The organism is Kutzneria viridogrisea DSM 43870, assembly GCF_000525635.1.
Lineage (GTDB): Bacteria > Actinomycetota > Actinomycetes > Mycobacteriales > Pseudonocardiaceae > Kutzneria > Kutzneria viridogrisea.
Window position 1 is genome coordinate 656,082 of record NZ_CP007155.1, and the last position, 18,374, is coordinate 674,455.

The window sequence follows — 18,374 nt, forward strand, 5'->3', positions numbered from 1 at the left end:
CCCGCCCTCAGCGCAGCGCGTCCCGGAGCTTGACCCGGGAACCCGTGCGCAGCACGGCATTGCCGTACACCTTGCCGCCGAGCCAGGTGAACAGGGCGATGCAGCCCACCGCGAGCACGAGGGCCAGCACGACCTGCCACAGCGGCGCCACTCCCAGTGCGATGCGGGCGGGCATCAGCGTCGGGGTGAAGAACGGCACCATCGACAGCACGGCGCTGATGGGGTCGGCGGGGTTGCGCAGGGTCAGGTTGATGCCGACCACAAAACCCAGTACTGGCAACAGGGTCACCGGTGTGATCACCGACTGGAGCTCCTCCTGGCGGGAGACCAGCGACCCGGCCGCCGCGAGCAGCACCGCGTAGAGGAAGAAGCCGACCAGGTACCAGCCCACCGCGCTGGCCACCGCACCGACGGCGAAGTCGGTCAGCGTCAACATGCCGCTGGCCCTGCCCAGCGCGACCCCGGCCACGCCGATCGCGAGCACCTGGATCAGCCCCGAGGCGCCGATGCCGATCACCTTGCCCAGCAACAACTGCCACGGCCGGATGGTCGCCAGCAGGATCTCCACCACCCGGCTGGACTTCTCCTCAACCACGCCCTGGGCCACGGCCACGCCGAAGGTCTGGATGGAGATGAACAGCACCATGCCCACGATGTAGGCCAGCACCGTCTTCTGCCCCTGCTCGGGGTCCTCGGGTTCGAGCACCTTCGGCCGCACGGTGACGCTCTGCGCCGCGTCCAGCACGTTGGGCTTGAGCCCGTTCTGCGCCAGCGCACCCTGGATCGCCTGCTGGCGAACGAGTTCGGTCAGCGCCTGTTGCAGCGCGGGGTCCAAAGAGGACTTGACGGTGACCTTCGGCGCGTCCAGCGCGCCGGACACGAGCACGTCCAGCTTGCCGCTGCGGACCTGCTGCTCGCCGTCGTTCTGGTCGTTGACGGTGCTGGTCTGCACCTCCTTGCCCAGCTTGCCGGTGATCGCGGTCAGCGGGGCGGAGATGCCGGTGGACTGGCCGGCCAGCCCGACCTTGATGGCGCTGGACTTGCCGATGAAACTGAACAACAGCACGTACCCGGCGAGCAGGCCGATGATCAACAGTGTGCTGAGCACGAAGGCCTTGCTGCGCACGCGGGTGGTGAACTCGCGCCGCGCCACCAGGCCGACCGTGCGCGTGGGGCTGAGCGTGGTCATGATGCCTTCTCCTGGGACACGACGTTGCGGTACAGCTCGGTCAGCGTGGGCCGCAGCCGGGAGAACTCCCGCACCGGGCCGGTCCTCAGCGCCGCCGCCAGCACCTCCTGGTCGTCGGCCCCCTCCGCCAGCTCCACGGTGGTCACGGTGCCGTGCACCCCGACCTCGCTGACCCCGGCCAGCCCCGCGGTCCAGCCCGGCTGGGCCCGCGGCGCGTCCACGGTCAGCCGCAGCGGCCCGGACTCGCGCAGCTCGCCGACCCCGCCGCAGGCGACCATCTGTCCACTTCGGATGATTCCGACCCGGTCGCAGAGCCGTTCCACGAGGTCCAGCTGGTGGCTGGAGAACACCACGGGCACCCCGCTGGCCGCCTTCTCCCGCAGCACCTCGCTCATCACGTCCACGGCCACCGGGTCCAGTCCGGAGAACGGCTCGTCGAGCACGAGCACGGCCGGGTCGTGCACCAGCGCGGCGGCCAGCTGCACGCGCTGCTGGTTGCCCAGGCTGAGCTTCTGCACCTCCTCGTCGCGCCGCGCGGTCAGGCCGAGCCGGTCCAGCCAGGAGTCCGCCGCGCGCTGGGCGTCCGAAGTGGACAGACCGTGCAGCTCGGCGAGGTACACCAGCTGGTCGCGCGCCTTCATCTTCGGGTAGAGCCCGCGCTCCTCGGGCATGTACCCGATGTGCCTGCGGATCTCCAGGTCCACGGGCCTGCCCGACCAGCGGACCTCACCCGAGTCGGCGGCCAGCACCCCGAGCGCGATGCGCATCGTCGTCGTCTTGCCGGCTCCGTTGCTGCCGACGAACCCGAAGAGTTCACCGGCACGTACGTCGAAGGTCATGTCGCGCAGTGCGACCACGTCCCCGTAGCGCTTGGAGATCCGGTCGATCTCCAGCACCCCCTCAGCCACGGCTGTCTTCCTCTCCTGTAGTGAATTCCACGTCATCGGGGTCCTCATCGGGCAAGTGCCAGGCCAACAGTGCGGTGGGTGTGCCCGTCGACAGCAGGAGCAGGGGCATGGCCAGGCTGTAGGTGCCGAAGCCCAGGTGACCCAGAGGGGTCACCGTGGGCACGAGCGCGACCGCGACGAGGCTCCAGCAGGCGACGCGGAACCCAACGTAGCCATACCGGCCACGCAACGCGAGTTCTCGTTCGTCCAGCAGTTGGCGCGGGCGTTCGGCGGCATCGCTGGTCACCGCCTTGAGGAGCAGGTGCAGCAGGCACATGGCCGCGACGATCGCCAGCCAGTAGCTCAGCAGCTCGCTGAAGGTCGCGGCGAGCGGACCGGCCGCCAGGCACACGAGGCAGCCCACCACCCATGTGACTACCAACGCCCTACGTCGTGACCGGGTGCGCCAGCCAGGGAACAGCCCCTCGTGCCAGGCCGGTTGGCTGGCGCGTCTGTCCAGCCAGCGTTCGTAGACGCGATTCACGACTCCCCCTTGGACTGCCCGTACACCTGAGTGGACAGGGGCTGGAACGGCGTGCGGCTGAACACCGCCTCCACCGGCAGCCCGAACACCTCGCAGATGCGGAACGCGAGGTCCAGGCTGGGGTAGTGGTCGCCGCGCTCCAGCGCGCCGATCGTCTGCGGGTTCACCTCGACGGCCTCGGCCAGTTGCACCCTGGTGAGCCCGCGCTCCACCCGCAGCACCTGGAGCCGGTTGTGGATCGGCAGCTCCTTGCCTCTTCGTACTGGGCTCACGGAACGAAGTGTTGCAAAAACCCAACGACTCGGCAAGGTGTTTCGATGAACGCCACAGGGCCACCGGCTGTCACAGCCGGTGGCCCCGTTCTGACTGGCGCAGGTCTAGGCGTGGGCGTACTCCCTCGCGGGCAGTGCGGGGCGGGCCGAGTGCAGTGCGCGCAGGACCAGTGCCCCGGCCAGCCAGCCCGCTGAGGCGCCCACCGTGTTGGTGATCAGGTCGTCCACATCGAAGATCCGGTAGGCGAACGGGGCGGTGCCGAAGTTCGCGGTCAGCTGGGTGATCTCCACCAGCAGCGAGACCCCGAAGCCCAGCGCGGTCGCGCCGAGCAGCCCGCGCCGCCACAGCACCCTGGCGAACAGGCCCAGCGGGGCGAACAGCGCGATGTTCATCAGCATCTGCGTGAAGGTCTGCGTGCTCAGCGCGTGCGCCGCCGACAGGCCGTGCTTGGCCAGTTCCTCCTGGATGTCGGCGACCCACTGGAACGGCACCAGCTGCACGGCCTGCTCCAGGCGCGGGGTGTTCGGACCGGGTAGCGGCAGCAGCACGACCGCCACCCCCAGGCACGCGTACAGCGTCACGGAGGCGGTGCTGCACAGGCGAGCCGGGCTCACCTGGCCGTAGCGGGAGCGGTGCCGCGCCATCAGCGGGAACAGCATGACCGCCCAGATCGCCGCGAAGGCGAGCAGGCCCGTGGTGAGTGCGGTGATCTGTGCGTTCGTCATGTTCTCGACACTAGGAACGCCGACCCCGCCCCGACCTCGGTCGAACGGTCCCGCCGCACACCCGGCATCGGCCGATCGGCCGATGACCCCCGGTACTAGTCCCCGACCAGGGCCCGCACGGCGGGCAGCGCCGCCGCACGATCGTTCGGCGACAGGCCGATCCTGGTGCGCCGGTCCAGCACGTCCTCGGCGTCCAGCGCGCCCTCGTGCCGCAGCGCCCACACCACCTCGGCCGCCGTCGTGCCGGTCGATTCGCTGACCAGTTCGGGCATCCCCAGCGCGGCGACCTCGGTGGCCTCCCTGCCGTACCTGGCGACGAGCCGCTGTGGGGCGTCCACTGCGGACAGTGCGTGGTGCGGGGCGGCACCGACCAGCGGCAGGCGTGTCGTCCGCGAAGGGCCCGCGGGCAGGCCGCTGCGGCGCACCGCCGCGTCCACGGCGTCGGCGGCCATCCGCCGGTACGTGGTGAGCTTGCCGCCGACCACCGTGATCACGCCCTCGGCCGACTCCAGCACCGCGTGCTTGCGCGACAGGTCGGCGCTGCGGCCATCCGCCTTGGCCCCCGGCAACTCGATCAGCGGCCGCAGACCCGCGTAGGCGCCGATCACGTCCTGCTCGGTGAGCTTTCGTTGCAGCACGGAGGAACCCACGTCGAGCAGGAAGTCCACATCGGACTGCGGAACCTCGGGCACGTCAGGAAGCGGGCCCTGCACCGGCTCGTCGGTCAGCCCCAGGTAGACCCGTCCGTCCGACTGCGGCAGCAGCAGGGCGAACCGGTTGCTCTCGCCGGGGATCGGCACGGTCAGCGCGGTGCCGCCGAGTCCGACGGTGTCGGCGCGCAGCACCAGGTGCGAGCCGCGCGACGGGGTGAGCCGCACCGAGGGCACGAGCTGCCCCGCCCACACCCCGGTCGAGTTCACGACCGCTCGTGCTTTTATCTCGAACTCCACGCCGGTCAGTTCCTCGCGGACCAGCGCGCCATCCCCGGCCAGCGCGGTCGCGCGGACCCGGGTCAGCACCTTCGCGCCCAGCCCGGCCGCCGTCCTGGCCAGCGCCACCACCAGGCGCGCGTCGTCGACCAGTTGGCCGTCGAAGGACAGCAGGCCGCCGGTGAGCCCCTCGCGCCGCAGGCCGGGGGCCAGGGCCAGCGCCTCGGCGGCCGACACGCGGCGCGGCCCCGGCAGCACCGAACTCGGCGTGCGGGCGGCCCTGCGCAGCAGGTCACCGGCGTGCAACCCGGCGTGCACCAAGGTATTAGCACGACCGTGCACCGGGATGAGCTGCGGCAAGGTGCGCACCAGGTGCGGCGCCGTCCTGGTCATCAGGATGCCGCGCTCCACGGCGCTCTCGTAGGCCAGGCCCACCTCGCCCTTGGCCAGGTAGCGCAGCCCGCCGTGCACCAGCTTGCTGGACCAGCGCGAGGTGCCGAAGGCCAGGTCGTGCGCCTCGACCAGGCACACCGACAGCCCGCGCGCGGCGGCGTCCAGCGCGGCACCCGCCCCGGTGACCCCGCCGCCGACCACGAGCACGTCCACCACCTGTCCGGCGGCGACCTCGGCCAGTTCGGCGGTGCGCCGCCGGGCGTTGAGCGAGCTGTTCACGATTCCTCCCCGCGTGGGCGCAGCGCCCCGTCCACCAGCTCCGCCAACTCCGCGAGCAGGTCCTCCTCGGGCACGTCGGCGGTGGCGGCCCGGCTGGACAGCACGAACGACTGGACGGCCAGCAACAGTGCCCTGGCCTGCACGGACGGCTTGCCCGCCCGGACCGAGCCGTCCTCGTGGCCCGCGCGGATCTGCGCGAGCAGCACCTGTTCGGCCAGCTGTTGGGTGCTGCCCAGCCGCTGCACCACGTAGGGCAGCAGCAGTTCCGGGTCCAGGTCCAGCACCGTGCTCAGCAGCGGGTTGGCGATCAGCCGCCGCACCGTGTTGACCACCCCGTCGACCAGCTGGTGGCGTGCGGTCGGGCCCTGCTCGAACTGGCTGAGCAGCCCGCCGAACTCCCTGGTCATCAGCGCCGCCATGAGGCTGCGCACGTCGGGGAACCGGCGGTAGAGCGTCATCCGGCTGACCCCGGCCCGCCGCGCCACGTCGGTCAGCGTGGTGCGCCGCACGCCGAGGGCGAGCACGCAGGCGCGCACCGCGTCGAGCAGGACCTCGTCCTCCACGCGCGTGCTGTGACGTTGAGACGGCATGTGTAACACTGTAGCAATGAACCCCGGCATCGATCACACCCTGCGCGGCGGCTGGACCCTGGAGGGCGGCAAGCTGCCCGCGCACGCGCTGCGCTGGCTCAGGACCCGCACCGGGCTGTCCGAGCACCCCACGCCGGTGGCGCCGGACTCGGTGCTCGTGGTGCCCGAGCCCGAACTGGGAGAGGCCGCGCGCGCGGACCTCGTCGCGGTGGTCGGCGAGGAGCACGTGCTGCTGGACCGCACCGCCAGGCTGGGTCGCGCGGGCGGTCTGTCCTATGTGGACCTGTTGCGGCACAGGGGGTGCGGCCAGCTCGCGGTGCCGGACGCCGTGGTGCTGCCCGCCGATCCGGACGAGGTCCTCGCCGTGCTCAAGGCCTGCGCCGAGCACAACGTCGGCGTGGTGCCCTTCGGTGGCGGCACGTCCGTGGTCGGCGGTGTGTCCGCGCTGCGCGGGGACAAGCCCGCGGTGATCGCGCTGGACCTGGTGCGGCTCAACAGGTTGGTCAGCGTGGACCCGGTGTCCCGGTTGGCGGTGTTGCAGGCGGGGGTGCGCGCACCGGAGGCCGAGCGCCTGCTCGCCGCGCACGGGTTCACCCTCGGCCACTTCCCGCAGTCCTTCGAGCGGGCCACCATCGGCGGTTTCGCCGCGACCCGCTCGGCCGGGCAGGCCTCCTCCGGCTACGGCCGGTTCGAGGACATGGTGGAGGGCCTGCGCCTGGCCACCCCGGTCGGCGAGCTCAAGCTGGGCGTGGCACCGGCCACTGCGGCGGGCCCCGGGCTGAAGGACCTGGTCGTCGGCAGCGAAGGCGCCTTCGGCGTGATCAGCGAGGTGACGCTGCGGGTGCGGCGCGCGCCCACCCATCGCCGCTACGAGGGCGTGTTCCTGGACGGCTGGGACCGCGGGCACGAGGCGGTGCGCGACCTGGCGCAGCAACGGGTTCTGGCCGACGTCACCCGCCTGTCCGACGCCGAGGAGACGGAGATCTCGCTGGCGCTGACCGGTGGGCTGAAGTCCCAGGCGCTGACGGGCTACCTGCGGGCACGGCGCGTCACCGACCCGTGCCTGCTGATCCTGGGCTGGGAGGCCAACTCCGCGGCCGAGTTGGCTGCCCGCAGGGCGGCGACCCTGCGCGTGCTGCGGGCGCACAAACCGGTGCGGCTGGGCAAGGTGCTGGGTGAGGCGTGGCGGCACGGCCGCTACAACGGGCCGCGCCAGCGGGACGCCCTGCTGGACGCGGGTGTGTGCGTGGAGACGCTGGAGACGGCCACGCACTGGTCGCAGCTGAGCACCCTGCGGTCGGCCGTGCGCGGGGCACTGCTGCGCAGCCTGCCCGGAGCCGTGGTGATGTGCCACGTCTCGCATGCCTACGAGACTGGCGCGTCTTTGTATTTCACGGTGTTGGTGCCACGCGCCACCGAGGACCCGATCGGCCAGTGGCAGACCGCGAAGTCGGCCGCGTGTCGCGCGATTGCCCCATTGGGCACGATCAGCCACCACCACGCCGTGGGCACCGACCACGCCCCTTACCTGCCCGGTGAGGTGGGCGAACTGGGGGTGCGAGTGATCGAATCGGTGAAACGCGAACTGGATCCGACGGGTGTGCTGAACCCCGGAAAGCTGTTGCCGGTGCCACCGAAGGGTTAACCTCCTTGTGGTGAACAGCGAACTGCTGATCCGATCCGTCCGACCGTGGCCGAGCACCGCGGACACCCCGCCGCTCGACGTGCACTGCCGGGACGGCGAGATCCTTGCCATGGCACCGAACCTGACCTGTCCGCCCGGGGCCGAGCAGGTGGACGGCCGGGGTGGCGTGCTGCTGCCAGCGTTCACCGACGCGCACGCCCGCCTGGACTCCGTCGAGGACCTGCGGGCCGCCGTGTCCGCGGGCGCCACGCTGATCCGCTGGCACGTGCCGCTGGACCGGGTGCGGGCTGCTTTGTCGGCCCGTGACGAGGTTTCCGGGCTGGCCGAGGTGCAGGTCGTCGCCTCGCCGGTCAACGGAGTGCTGCGCGAGGAGGACGGCCTGGACCGGTTGGACGCCGCGCTGGCCGCTGGCGCCGACGTGGTCGGCGGGGTCAATCCGGCCGGTGTCGACCGGGATCCCGTGCGGCACTTGGACATCGTGTTCGGCCTCGCGGAGAAGTACCAGCGCGGGGTTGACCTGGTGCTGACCGATCCCGGTGAGCTGGGCCTTTTCGAGCTGGAGCTGGTCTGCGAGCGGACCGCGGCGCTCGGCCTGGGCGGGCGGGTCGCGGTGAGCCGCTGCACTGCTCTGTCCACAGTGGACGAAGTGCCTCGTGGGCGACTGCTCGACCAGTTGGCGGAGAACGAGGTTGGCGTCATCGGGGTGGACGAGTCGCTGCCGCTGCGCGAACTGCGCCAGGCCGGGGTCCGGGTTGGTCTCGGCGGCGGTGCGGACCTGCTGGAGCGGGCGTGGCGGCTGGCCGACCGGGTCGGCTACACCACCGACAACCTGGTGGAGATGTGCGTGGACGCGGCCAGCCGGGGTGGTGCGGCCGTGCTCGGCGAGCGGGACCCCGGCCGCGGCCTGGTGGAGGGCGACCGCGCCGATCTCGTTGTGCTGCCCAGCAGCACCGTGGTGGCCGCGGCCACCGAGCGGCCCGTGCGCACGCTGGTGGTGCACCGGGGCCGCGTGGTGGCCTGAGCCGTCAGGCGTCGTGGTGCCAGGCGGCGGCCTGCGGGGACGAGCAGCCAGCCAAGGCGAGCGCGGTGGCCGGGATTCGGGCGGCGGTGGCCGGGATTCGCCCTCCGCAGAGCGGGACTTGCTTGCGTCAAGCCGGGACTCGCGGGCTGGTGAGCGGGATTCGCGCTCCCCAGCCCGGGACTCGCGTGCGCCTGGCAGGGATTCGCCCTCCCCAGAGCGGGACTCGCGGGCTGGCGAACGGGACTCGCGTGCGCCTGGCAGGGACTCGCCCTCCCCAGCCCGGGACTTGCTTGCGTCAAGCCGGGATTCGCCCTCCCCAGCCCGGGACTCACCCTCCCCAGCCCGGGACTCGCGCCTCCCAGCCCGGGGTCAGAGCTCGGCTAGGGTTGCTTGGACGACGGGGGACGCGGCGAAGGCGGTGCTGACCCGGATCAGCCAGGCGATCTCCCCGGCGAGGTCCTCGCCGCCGGGGTAGTCCACCTCGCCGGTGACCACCGGGGCCGCGCCACTGGTCTTCGCGCGCAGGGCCACGGCGAGTTGGGCGGCCTCCACGGCGGCCCGCAGCTGGTCGCCGGACAGTCCGGCCGCGGCCCCGTGCCGGGCGGCCACCTCGGCGACGGCCGGGTTCATGTGCTGGTGCAGTGCGAGCCTGCCGTCGCGGATCTCGATCACCCGCCGGTACAGCCGGAACCCGCTGTCGGCCAGGGTGAACCGGCTCCCGGGCGGGTCCAGGGCGATCTGCGGGCTGGCGGCGTAGAGCGCCGACCAGAGCGGGTGCAGCCGCCGGTAGCTGCGCAGCCGACCGATCCAGCCCAGCGCGGGCCCCCAGCCGGGGAGGGTCCAGCCGACCAGGTTGAGCAGGGCGCCCAGCCCGGCGCCGAGGCGGGCCACGAACTCCCAGCGGGCCGGGTCCAGGCCCAGCGGGGTGAGCGCCACGTCGGCGTAGCGCGCGGCGCAGTAGAACAGGCCCAGTACGGCCCCTGAACCGGCGATGAGCAGCCCGCGGCGCAGCCACGGGGTGCCGACCGCCCTGGCGTAGCGCAGGCACAGCACGGACACCTCCAGCTGGCCTGCCGTGAACGCGGTGACGTACACCAGCAGGTAGGTGGCGTAGTAGGGCTGGCCCGCGTAGTGCACGACGAAGTCGGTGGTGCGCTCCTCGGTGGTGTCGGCGGCCAGGAACAGCGCGACCATGGCCGCCAGCACCACCCCGACCCAGGTCAACCGCCTGCGTGCCTTGGGCCAGGCCCGGTGCGGCGGGAAGGCCCACAGCACCAGCAGCACCTGTTCGGCGGCCACGAAGGCGATCACGAAGCCCTGGGACAGCAGGGTGGACAGGTTGGTGACCCCGGTCAGCGCGTCGATCCAGGCCCACACCACGGGCGTGGAGATGGTGAAGCTCAGCCCGAGGAAGGCGAACGCGGCGGCCAGTGCGTGCACCGCGTGGTCCCTGGGCCGCACGCGCAGCGCGGGGAACTTGTAGATCAGGGCCAGCCAGGCGACCGCCGCGCACAGCGGGTAGAGCACAGAGTTCACGTGTTGCCGAGGGAGCGCCTGATCCGCTCGACCGCCCCCGCGTCCTCGCGGGAGACCGTCCAGCGCGACTCCGGCGCCCGCCTGCTCACCCGCTCCAGCAGCAGGGAGGCGATCAGCTCGGCCTGCCGCTCCTCCACCGCCGTGTAGTGCGTCCTGCTCAGCACCCGCTGCACCGTCTGCGGGTCCAGCGAGGGGAACACCATCCGGGTGGAGTCCTCACCGGGCACCGGCACGGCCCCGTGGTCGGACAGCAGGTGCCCGATCTCGTGCAGGATGATGTGCTCGCGGTGCGGGGCGCTGGTGCGCTCCTCGTAGACGATGTACTCGGCGTTGTCCGTGGACACCCACAGCCCGCACGGGCCGCCCGCGGGCATGGCCTGCGGCAGCAGGTGGATCGGCTTGCCACGCGCCGCGCCCAGGCGCGCGCACAGCTCGCGCACGTCGAACGGGTCGGGGACGTCGACCTCGTTGACCAGCGCGGCGCAGTGCTGGCGCAGCCGCTTCATGCCCATGGCGCCACTGCCTACCACCTTTTCCTGCCAGGTCGACACGACCACATGGGTCATTTCTTCGGCGTCGGCGGCTTGCCGTCCAGCGCGAGGACCTGGTCGATGATCTTCGTGACCGCGGCCAGGCCCTCCGGGGACAGCTCCAGCGCGCGCAGCGCCAGCTGCCGCACGCCCAGGTTGCCCGCGACCTTGGCCAGCTCCAGCTCGGCGTCGGCCTGCGCGGCCACCGCCTCGTTGACGAAGTAGTCCAGCGGCACGCCGAAGAAGCGGGCCAGCGCCACCAGCAGTTCGGTGGACGGCCGCCGCTTGGCCCCGGTGCGCAGGGCGGACAGGTAGGCCCCGCTCACCCTGATGTCCGGCTCGGACTTCTTGATCGCCGCCGCGACCTCGTCGTTGGTCCACCGCCGGCCGGACCGGCCCTCCGGCCGGATGTCCTCGAACAGCCGGTTCAGCCGCCCAGCCAGCACAGACTGCCCTTCGCTCTCGGACATCTCGCGCACCTCAACCGCAGGTTGACAACATTGGTCATGCAGAGTCTAGACTCAGGTACGCTACTCAACCAGTGGTTGACAGCACGGTAGGGGGGTCGCCGGGCGGTTGACCTCGGATCCCGACCGAGGTCCGGAGATGCGTTCGAGGGGTACGTACGCTCACGCCCGGCGCCGTATGTGTGGTGGGTGCCGCCCGGTCCGGGCGGCACCCCCACACGGCGTCTCAGCGCTCGTTGATCTTCACCAGCATCTTGCCGGTGTTCTCGCCGCGCAACATGCCCAGGAACGCCTCGGGCGCGTTGGCCAGCCCGTCCACCACGGTCTCGCTGTAGCGCAGCTGCCCGCTGGCGATCAGCGGGGCCACATCGGCCACGAACTCGTCCTTCAGGTGCGAGTGGTCGCTCACCAGCAGACCGCGGATGGTCAGCCGCTTGGCGATGATCAGCGGCAGGTTGCGCGGGGCCGGGGTGGCCTCGGTGGCGTTGTAGACCGAGATCATGCCGCAGACCGCGACGCGGCCGTGCACGTTCAGCGTGGCGATGGCGGCCTCCAGGTGCTCGCCGCCCACGTTGTCGAAGTACACGTCGATGCCCTCGGGGGCGGCGGCCTGGAGCTGCTCCAGCACCGGGCCGTCCTTGTAGTTGAACGCCGCGTCGAAGCCCAGCTCCTCGGTCAGGTAGGCGACCTTCTCGGCGCTGCCCGCGCTGCCGATCACCTTGGCCGCGCCCTTGAGCTTGGCCAGCTGCCCCACGATCTGGCCGACCGCGCCCGCCGCCCCGGAGACGAACACGACGTCACCGGGCTTGAACTCGGCCACCTCCAGCAGCCCGGCGTAGGCGGTCAGGCCGGGCATGCCCAGCACGCCCAGGTACGCGCCCAGCGGGGCCAGGTCCGGGTCCACCTTGACCACGTGCTTGGCGGCCACCACGGCGGTGTCGCGCCAGCCGAGCCCGTGCAGCACCACGTCACCGGGCTTGAACTCCTCGACGGTGGAGGTGACGACCTCGCCCACCGCGCCGCCCTCCAGGGCCTTGCCCACCTGGAACGGGGGCACGTAGGACTTGACGTCGTTCATCCGGCCGCGCATGTACGGGTCCACGCTCATGAACAGGTTGCGGACCACCAGTTGGCCCGGCTCCGGGTCGGGCAGGCTGACCTCGGCCAGCGTGAAGGTCTCCGCCGTGGGCCAGCCGTGCGGTCGCGCCGCGAGCCGGATCTCCGAGGACTGCACTGCCATGGCCCTGCCTCCAGTACTTTCGAGACTGATTAGTTCCGCAAATGTGTTCCACCTGTCAGAACACACTTACCGCCAGTAGGTGTTCCCGCGCAGTGTGTGCGCCCGGTCACTCACCCCGGCGGCGCGGGATGATCGAGCGCTTGCGCATGGCCTCGACCAGCTCCTCGTAGGTGCGCCCGACCTCGGCGTCGTAGTAGTTCAGCTCGTGCTGGGGCACCGACTCGTTCGGCCTTGGCAGCGGGGTCATCGCCATCCACCGCTCGTGGAACAGGTCCTCCACCACGGCCTCCCAGTGCGTGCGCACCCCGGCCCTGGTGGCCCGCTCCCTGGCCGCCGCCTCGTCCACCAGCCGCTGGGTCTCCGGCAGGCGGGCGGTCAGCTCGGCGACCTTCTCCCGGTCCTGCTCGCGCAGGCGGCCGACCGCCTCGTCCAGCCAGCCCGCGATCTCCTTGTACCGCTCGGTGGCGCTGATCGGATCGCTCACGGCTGGTCCTCTCCTGGTACCTGGAACGGGATGACCACCTGCGGGCGGGAGTGCTCGAACCGGTCGAAGAACAGCCCACGCCTTGGCCGGGGGGACCAGGTGATCAGCTGACCGGGCGCGAAGCTGGTCAGGTCCTGGCCCTGCACGTCGAAGGCCACCCAGGAACCGATGTCGTCGGCCGAGGCGCCCATCATCAGCACGCTCTTGAGCCGGGCCGGGCTGCGCCACCAGCCGATCAGGTGCGTGCGGTTCTCCGGGCCGTGCTTGATCACCTGCCGCAGACCGTCCACACCGGACTGGAGCGTCTTGGGGTCCTTGGCCTCCAACAGGGCGTTGGCCGCGTCCATCGCGTACACCACCACGTAGTGCGGCCTCGGCTGATCGCTCACCGCCCCGGTCAGCCGGGCGGTCAGCCCGGCGGCCACCTCGCCCAGCCGCTCCCGGATGCCGTCCAGGTCCACCACCGACACCTCGTGGCCCTCGGCGGTCAGCCGGGCCACCAGGTCCGCGGCGAAGGGCCGCGCGTCGTCGATCAGCGGGGCCACCGTGAACAGGGCCTGACCCGGTTCGTGCTGGCGAGCCAGCGAGAGCGCGGCGGCGCGCAGCACGCTGGCGTTCTCCACCAGCGCCGAGCCGAACACCGCGAGGTTGCGGCCGGGAGCCCTGGCCAGCGACACGCTCGCCGCGTGGTCCTCGACGTCGATCACCTTGCCCAGCAACACCTTCGGCGCCCGGTTCTCCCCGGGGCGCAGCTGAAGGAAGCCCGGCAGCTCCTCGAGCACCGGCACCCGGCTGCCGTCGAACAGCCTCGGCTCGGGCAGCCACTCCGGCTTGAGCTCGAACAGCCTGGCCTGCACCGCGTCCATCGTGCCGCGCGCGGTGGCGTCGGGAACCCGCGCGATCTCGTTGCCCTGCTTGACACCCGACTCGTGGTTGACGATCGCGTGCCAGCGCGGCAGCTCGATCGCCTCGGTGTTGCCGTCGGCCAGCACCCGCCGCGCCTTGGGCAGCGCGATGCGCACGGTGAACTGCTCGAAGATCGCCGGCTTGCCCCAGAACGCCTCGATGCTGGACACGTCCTGGCTGGACAGCACCAGGTGGATGCCCTGTGAGCGGCCACGCCGGGCCACGTCCTCCAGCAGGGCAACCGCTTCCCGGGTCACCGCGTCCTTGTCCGCGAACAGGTACTGGAACTCGTCCACCACCGCGACGATGCGCGGCCAGCGCCCCTCCGGGTCCTCGGCGCGCAGCTCCTCCAGCTTGGTGACCTCGTGCCGCTTGGCCGCGTCCGCCCTGCGCCGCATCTCCTCGGCGAGGAAGCGCAGCAGCGCCACGCCGAACTCCCTGTCCTGGTTGACGTTCACGCCGACCAGCCGGGCGTTGGGCAGCCAGGTCGGGTCCTTGCGGCCCGGCGCGAACTGCGCGAAGGACACGCCCTCCTTGAAGTCCAGCAGGTACAGCTCCAGCTCGTCGGGGGAGTAGCGCGCGGCCAGCCCGCCGAGCATGGCGTACAGGAAGTTCGTCTTGCCGGAGCCGCTCGGTCCGCCGATCAGCACGTGCGGGGAGCTGTCCCCGATGGTCACCGCGACCGGGACCCCGTCCCGGTGCCCGATCGGGCTCTGCACCCCGGAGGAGGACCGCGCCGCCCACAGCCTGCTCGGCAGCAGTTCCTCGAAGGTGCACACCCGGCTGCGCCGCTCCTCCAGTGCACCGGCGATCACCGCGCAGGCCCTGGGCACCAGCTCGCGCGGCAACGGCGGGTCCACCCGGAAGGTCGCGTGCGGGCCGGTCATCGTGGTGGTGCCGGTGAGGTCGTCCTCCAGCAGCACCGTCTCCACCGGGCTGTTCACCGAGATCGGGCAGTCCACCAGCACCAGCTGCACCCCGCAGGCCAGGCCGTTGCGGGCGATGCGCTGCAACTTGTGCAGCTGCTCCTCGGGCAGCGGCTCGCCGTTGCCGAACAGCACCGCGATCCGCCACGGCTCGGTGCGCCCGCCGGAGTCCTCCTCCAGCGAGCGCAGGGACACGTGCCCGTCCACCAGCACGCTGGTGTGCACCTTGCGGATGTGCTCGGCCAGCTCGTCGAGCAGTTCGGCGGGCCGCGCCGGGTCGTGCACGGTCAGCAGCCCGGCGCGGGTCAGCGGGTACAGCCCCGGCAGCGAGCCGGTGAGCTGGCCGACGTCCCACACGTGCACGTGCACGAGCCCCGGCTGGAAGTAGCTGAGCACCCGCAGCAGCAGCGATTCCACCAGGTTCTCCGCCAGCGCGCGGCTGGGCGGGGTGGCGGCGATGGCCAGGTGCGCGCGGTCCAGCAGCGGCACGGCGACCGGGAACTGTTGGGGCAGCGGGGCGCCGGTGGCCACCGCGGTGCCGATCCGCCACAGCTCCGGCATCGGCCCGCGCGGGCCGACCGAACCCGCCTGGCCGAGCCAGTTCTCGTACGGCTCGGAGGCCGCGCCGGGCGCCACCGCGGCGACCAGGTCGATCAGCCGCTGGGCACCCTCGGCGGTCCACTTCGCGAAGACCCGTTCCCGGTCCTCCATCGCGCGGTGCACGACATCGGCGAACTTCGGGTTGCGCAGCACGTTCGCGTAGTGCGGATCCCGCAGCGCCCGGTCGATCCCGTCCTGGCGCAGCACGACCTCGAAGATCTCCCGCGCGTGCTGGACCGAGGCGTTGCGATGGGCTCTTGAGGCGGCCCCGAGCGCGGCGGCCACCGCGCTCCGGAACACCTCGAACGCCTCGGAGATCCGCTGCCGGCGGTCGATTCGCTTGTTCAACGCCCACCTCACGGGCCCCGCGCGGGCCCTTCGATCAAGTTGTCTTCTGCACCGCTCACAGCCGGCAGGAGAACTGCTCCACCGCCTCCATGCCGCCCGCGATCAGCGACAGCTGCTCCTTGGCATGGTCGCACGCCTTGGTCAGCTCCGGGGGCACGAGTGATCTGGGGTGGGTCCTGCTCGCGGCGGTCAGGATCGCCACCGCCTCGCTCAGTTCGCGGTGCGCCTCGCTCACCTGCAGGTAGGCCGCCCTCAGGTGCTCGAGCACCCGCTCGAGGGCGGCCCGCACCTCCTCGACAGAGGCCATCGACCTACAGCCGCCCGGCGTAGGAATCCGCGTTGCTCATCGCGGCCAGCACGGCGTCCCTGGCCTCACCGATCTTCTGCAGGGCGGCGGTGAACATGTTGTTGACGTCGCCCGCCTCGGACTGGCTGCTGCCCTGTGCCGCCTCCTGGAAGGCCTGCTGGGCGTGCCCGATCTCGGTTTCCGCGTCAGCCAGCGCACGCGCGCCCCGCTCGGCCTGCTCCTTGGCCAGACTGATCTGGCCCCTCACCTGCTCGACGCTCGCCATCTGCCCCTGGTCCCTCTCGACAACTCCGGTGCACGGTTCAACATCGAACTTAGTACCTTCGCATTGCCTTCGGGCAAGGAGGATCGGCTGATCGAGGGGTATTTCCGCGCAGAAGGGTGCTCGTGCTCGGGCGGCGCGTAACAGTCTACTTTAGACGATCAACTCCTGGGCTCCGACCACGGACCAGGCTCGTCCTCGGTTGGCCAGACTACTTCGGGTTCGGGGTCCGGCCGATGCGCCGTCAGCTCCAACGCGGTGATGCCGGTGGTCGGCATCAACAGGTCCGTCCAGCGCAGTACGGCCGTGCCGCCGGCCCAGTCCAGCGGGGACCAGTCGGGGTGGCCCAGCGCCGCCGAGGCGGTGCGCACCGCCTGGTCCGGGCTCTCCGGGCGCTGCCCAAGGTCCAGATGCACGCTGACCCGGTCGGCCCGCTGCACCACGCCGGTGATCACCGCCGAGTCCACGATCCGGCTGGCCACCGCCCTGGCCTGCCACTGCGCGCCCGCCGGGTGCTGTGCGGCCACCTCCACCCGCAGCGCCAGTCTGGTCAGCGGCTCCTCGGCCGCGGCCGGCACGGGCTGCTCCGGCTGCTCGGCCACCGGCTGCCGCTCCGGATAGGGCGCCAGCTCGGACCAGGCCTCCACCAGCATCCGCTCGGCCCCGGCGACCAGCTTGCCGACCACCTCGGGGTCGTCCAGCACCGTCCAGGCGGTCGGCGGCTCGCAGCACACCCTGGGCAGCGGCGAGTTCGGGGCCAGTTCCCGCACGAACGTTCGTACAACTCGGGCCAGCACGGCGGCGTCCCCGCGGGTGTCGCTGTGCACCTCGACGGAGCGCAGCTCCTTGCTGATCGTCACCGACCAGCAGCCGGGCTCCTCGTCGGAGCAGTCCCCGGCCTCCACCACCCGGCCGTCGATCCGGTCCACGAGATCACGGCAGGCCGCGTGGGCCTGTCGTTCGTCTTCTGCGCTGACCACCACGGAGACCAGCAGCCTGAGATCCTGCTCCACCATCGCGTCCGCCATTGTTCCCCAGGGCCGGGTCCGCTGACGAGGAGGGGGCGCCCAGGCTCGTGTGCCCGGACGCCCCCACCGACCACGGGGTGCGTGGTTCTCTCAGCCCTCGGCGACGGCGAGTTCCCGCTCGGCGTCGAGGGTGACCGCCGTGGCGTGCACCACGGCGGCGATGCGCAGGGCCTCGTGCACGGTGTCCCGTGACAGACCGCCGCCGCGCAACGTCTTCTCGTGCGACTCCAGGCAGACCCCGCAGCCGGTGATCGCGCTGACCGCGAGGCACCACAGCTCGAAGTCCACCTTGTCCACACCCGGCTTGGCGATGACCTGCATGCGCAGCCGTGCGGGCAGGGAGTTGTACTCCTCGTCACCGATCAGGTGCTTGGCCCGGTAGTACACGTTGTTCATGGCCATCACCGAGGCGGCTGCCTTGGCCGCGGTGACCGCCTCCGGGGACAGCTTCTCCGCCGCCTCGGCCGCGATCTCGCGCAGCACCTGCCCGTTGCGGCATGCCACCGCCACGGCCAGCGCGGTGCCCCACGCCTGCTGTGCGGGCAGCGGGGAGTTGCCGATCACCGAGCCCAGGTTCAGCTTGGTGTCCTTGGCGTACTCCGGCAGCGCGTCCTTCAACGCGTCGAGCGACATCTCAGGCGCCAGCCGAGAGCAGCGCGTTGGCGTCCAGCGTGCCCTCGCCCTTGTTCCAGTTGCAGGGGCACAGCTCGTCGGTCTGCAGCGCGTCGAGCACCCGCAGCACCTCGGAGACGTTGCGGCCGACCGAGCCCGCGGTGACCATCACGAACTGGATCTCGTTGTCCGGGTCCACGATGAAGGTGGCGCGCTGGGCGACACCGTCGTTGCCGAGCACGCCGCAGTCGGCGGTCAGCTCGCGCTTGATGTCCGACAGCATGGGGAAGGGCAGGTCGCGCAGGTCGGCGTGGTTGCGGCGCCACGCGTGGTGCACGAACTCCGAGTCCACCGACACACCCAGCACCTGGGCGTCGCGGTCGGCGAACTCGCCGTTGAGACGGCCGAACTCGGCGATCTCGGTGGGGCAGACGAAGGTGAAGTCCTTGGGCCAGAAGAAGACGACGCGCCACTTGCCCTGGTGGGACTTGTGGTCGATGGTCTCGAACGCCTTGTCGGCGTCCAGCGAGACACAGGCGGTCAGGGAGTACTCGGGGAACTGCTGGCCGACAGTCAGCAACGCTTGCTCCTGGTTCGTTGGTGCTTGTGCGCCCATCCTCGCCCGCGCTCATTGATCGGGGAAATCGTGTGAG

Annotated in this window: 20 protein-coding genes; 2 read left to right on the plus strand and 18 right to left on the minus strand. The window is 71.5% G+C overall.

Annotation, left to right across the window (positions count from 1 at the left end; all coding sequences use genetic code 11):
- Window positions 1-7: 7 nt before the first annotated feature.
- From KALB_RS03150 to KALB_RS03180, 7 genes are all read right to left on the minus strand, one after another.
- On the minus strand, window positions 8-1,189 hold the full coding sequence (locus tag KALB_RS03150; protein WP_025354274.1) for an ABC transporter permease: 1,182 nt from the start codon (window positions 1,187-1,189) through the stop codon (window positions 8-10).
- Window positions 1,186-2,133, minus strand: a complete 948-nt coding sequence (locus KALB_RS03155; RefSeq protein WP_148309330.1) for an ABC transporter ATP-binding protein — start codon at window positions 2,131-2,133, stop codon at window positions 1,186-1,188. The genes KALB_RS03150 and KALB_RS03155 overlap by 4 nt, the downstream gene beginning before the upstream one ends.
- Window positions 2,090-2,620 carry a hypothetical protein gene (locus KALB_RS43610; RefSeq protein WP_025354276.1) on the minus strand — a complete coding sequence of 177 codons (531 nt, stop codon included), beginning with the start codon at window positions 2,618-2,620 and terminating at the stop codon, window positions 2,090-2,092. The genes KALB_RS03155 and KALB_RS43610 overlap by 44 nt, the downstream gene beginning before the upstream one ends.
- Entirely contained in the window at window positions 2,617-2,892 is a 276-nt protein-coding gene (locus KALB_RS03165) for a helix-turn-helix transcriptional regulator (RefSeq protein ID WP_025354277.1), read from the minus strand. The genes KALB_RS43610 and KALB_RS03165 overlap by 4 nt, the downstream gene beginning before the upstream one ends.
- A 105-nt stretch (window positions 2,893-2,997) precedes the next feature.
- On the minus strand, window positions 2,998-3,618 hold the full coding sequence (locus KALB_RS03170; protein WP_042220173.1) for a VanZ family protein: 621 nt from the start codon (window positions 3,616-3,618) through the stop codon (window positions 2,998-3,000).
- 95 nt (window positions 3,619-3,713) lie between these two features.
- Window positions 3,714-5,222: a glycerol-3-phosphate dehydrogenase/oxidase gene (locus tag KALB_RS03175; protein ID WP_042221589.1), complete on the minus strand. Its 1,509-nt coding sequence runs from the start codon at window positions 5,220-5,222 to the stop codon at window positions 3,714-3,716.
- Complete coding sequence (locus KALB_RS03180) at window positions 5,216-5,809, minus strand: TetR/AcrR family transcriptional regulator (RefSeq protein WP_236650161.1); 594 nt, start codon at window positions 5,807-5,809, stop codon at window positions 5,216-5,218. Before KALB_RS03180 ends, KALB_RS03175 begins: the two co-directional genes overlap by 7 nt.
- A gap of 16 nt (window positions 5,810-5,825) precedes the next feature.
- Between KALB_RS03180 and KALB_RS03185 the strand changes: the two genes are divergently transcribed.
- Together KALB_RS03185 and KALB_RS03190 are read left to right on the plus strand one after the other, a co-directional pair.
- On the plus strand, window positions 5,826-7,454 hold the full coding sequence (locus tag KALB_RS03185) for an FAD-binding oxidoreductase (protein ID WP_025354279.1): 1,629 nt from the start codon (window positions 5,826-5,828) through the stop codon (window positions 7,452-7,454).
- Between the two features lie 10 nt (window positions 7,455-7,464).
- Window positions 7,465-8,475 carry an amidohydrolase family protein gene (locus tag KALB_RS03190; RefSeq protein WP_030108332.1) on the plus strand — a complete coding sequence of 337 codons (1,011 nt, stop codon included), beginning with the start codon at window positions 7,465-7,467 and terminating at the stop codon, window positions 8,473-8,475.
- A 369-nt stretch (window positions 8,476-8,844) separates the two neighbouring features.
- Here KALB_RS03190 and KALB_RS03195 read toward each other — a convergent pair whose 3' ends face one another.
- From KALB_RS03195 to KALB_RS03245, 11 genes are all read right to left on the minus strand, one after another.
- The gene (locus KALB_RS03195) at window positions 8,845-10,011 is read right to left on the minus strand and encodes an MAB_1171c family putative transporter (RefSeq protein WP_025354281.1); all 1,167 of its coding nucleotides are present in this window, start codon (window positions 10,009-10,011) and stop codon (window positions 8,845-8,847) included.
- Complete coding sequence (locus KALB_RS03200; protein WP_158510703.1) at window positions 10,008-10,541, minus strand: hypothetical protein; 534 nt, start codon at window positions 10,539-10,541, stop codon at window positions 10,008-10,010. The genes KALB_RS03195 and KALB_RS03200 overlap by 4 nt, the downstream gene beginning before the upstream one ends.
- Before the next feature lie 32 nt (window positions 10,542-10,573).
- Entirely contained in the window at window positions 10,574-11,011 is a 438-nt protein-coding gene (locus tag KALB_RS03205) for a helix-turn-helix domain-containing protein (protein ID WP_025354283.1), read from the minus strand.
- 223 nt (window positions 11,012-11,234) lie between these two features.
- A complete protein-coding gene (locus tag KALB_RS03210; RefSeq protein WP_030108333.1) occupies window positions 11,235-12,248 on the minus strand; it encodes an NADP-dependent oxidoreductase in 1,014 nt (337 codons plus the stop codon).
- Between the two features lie 106 nt (window positions 12,249-12,354).
- On the minus strand, window positions 12,355-12,732 hold the full coding sequence (locus tag KALB_RS03215) for a hypothetical protein (RefSeq protein ID WP_025354285.1): 378 nt from the start codon (window positions 12,730-12,732) through the stop codon (window positions 12,355-12,357).
- Window positions 12,729-15,512, minus strand: a complete 2,784-nt coding sequence (locus tag KALB_RS03220) for an FtsK/SpoIIIE domain-containing protein (RefSeq protein WP_025354286.1) — start codon at window positions 15,510-15,512, stop codon at window positions 12,729-12,731. The genes KALB_RS03215 and KALB_RS03220 overlap by 4 nt, the downstream gene beginning before the upstream one ends.
- Before the next feature lie 55 nt (window positions 15,513-15,567).
- Window positions 15,568-15,819 carry a hypothetical protein gene (locus KALB_RS03225; RefSeq protein WP_025354287.1) on the minus strand — a complete coding sequence of 84 codons (252 nt, stop codon included), beginning with the start codon at window positions 15,817-15,819 and terminating at the stop codon, window positions 15,568-15,570.
- A 4-nt stretch (window positions 15,820-15,823) separates the two neighbouring features.
- Window positions 15,824-16,066: a hypothetical protein gene (locus KALB_RS03230; protein ID WP_148309331.1), complete on the minus strand. Its 243-nt coding sequence runs from the start codon at window positions 16,064-16,066 to the stop codon at window positions 15,824-15,826.
- A 176-nt stretch (window positions 16,067-16,242) separates the two neighbouring features.
- Window positions 16,243-17,097 (minus strand): hypothetical protein, encoded by an 855-nt coding sequence (locus tag KALB_RS03235; protein WP_042221591.1) that lies wholly within the window; start codon window positions 17,095-17,097, stop codon window positions 16,243-16,245.
- 102 nt (window positions 17,098-17,199) lie between these two features.
- Window positions 17,200-17,742: an alkylhydroperoxidase, AhpD family gene (gene ahpD / locus KALB_RS03240; protein WP_025354290.1), complete on the minus strand. Its 543-nt coding sequence runs from the start codon at window positions 17,740-17,742 to the stop codon at window positions 17,200-17,202.
- A 1-nt stretch (window position 17,743) separates the two neighbouring features.
- Window positions 17,744-18,301 (minus strand): peroxiredoxin, encoded by a 558-nt coding sequence (locus tag KALB_RS03245; RefSeq protein WP_025354291.1) that lies wholly within the window; start codon window positions 18,299-18,301, stop codon window positions 17,744-17,746.
- Between the last annotated feature and the right edge of the window lie 73 nt (window positions 18,302-18,374).

Bases quoted from the DNA above. Each gene is read 5' to 3' on its own strand.
- KALB_RS03150 (WP_025354274.1), bottom strand. From the start codon at position 1,189: ATGACCACGCTCAGCCCCACGCGCACGGTCGGCCTGGTGGCGCGGCGC.
- KALB_RS03155 (WP_148309330.1), bottom strand. From the start codon at position 2,133: ATGACGTGGAATTCACTACAGGAGAGGAAGACAGCCGTGGCTGAGGGG.
- KALB_RS03170 (WP_042220173.1), bottom strand. From the start codon at position 3,618: ATGACGAACGCACAGATCACCGCACTCACCACGGGCCTGCTCGCCTTC.
- KALB_RS03180 (WP_236650161.1), bottom strand. From the start codon at position 5,809: ATGCCGTCTCAACGTCACAGCACGCGCGTGGAGGACGAGGTCCTGCTC.
- KALB_RS03185 (WP_025354279.1), top strand. From the start codon at position 5,826: ATGAACCCCGGCATCGATCACACCCTGCGCGGCGGCTGGACCCTGGAG.
- KALB_RS03205 (WP_025354283.1), bottom strand. From the start codon at position 11,011: ATGTCCGAGAGCGAAGGGCAGTCTGTGCTGGCTGGGCGGCTGAACCGG.
- KALB_RS03210 (WP_030108333.1), bottom strand. From the start codon at position 12,248: ATGGCAGTGCAGTCCTCGGAGATCCGGCTCGCGGCGCGACCGCACGGC.
- KALB_RS03225 (WP_025354287.1), bottom strand. From the start codon at position 15,819: ATGGCCTCTGTCGAGGAGGTGCGGGCCGCCCTCGAGCGGGTGCTCGAG.
- KALB_RS03235 (WP_042221591.1), bottom strand. From the start codon at position 17,097: ATGGTGGAGCAGGATCTCAGGCTGCTGGTCTCCGTGGTGGTCAGCGCA.
- ahpD (WP_025354290.1), bottom strand. From the start codon at position 17,742: ATGTCGCTCGACGCGTTGAAGGACGCGCTGCCGGAGTACGCCAAGGAC.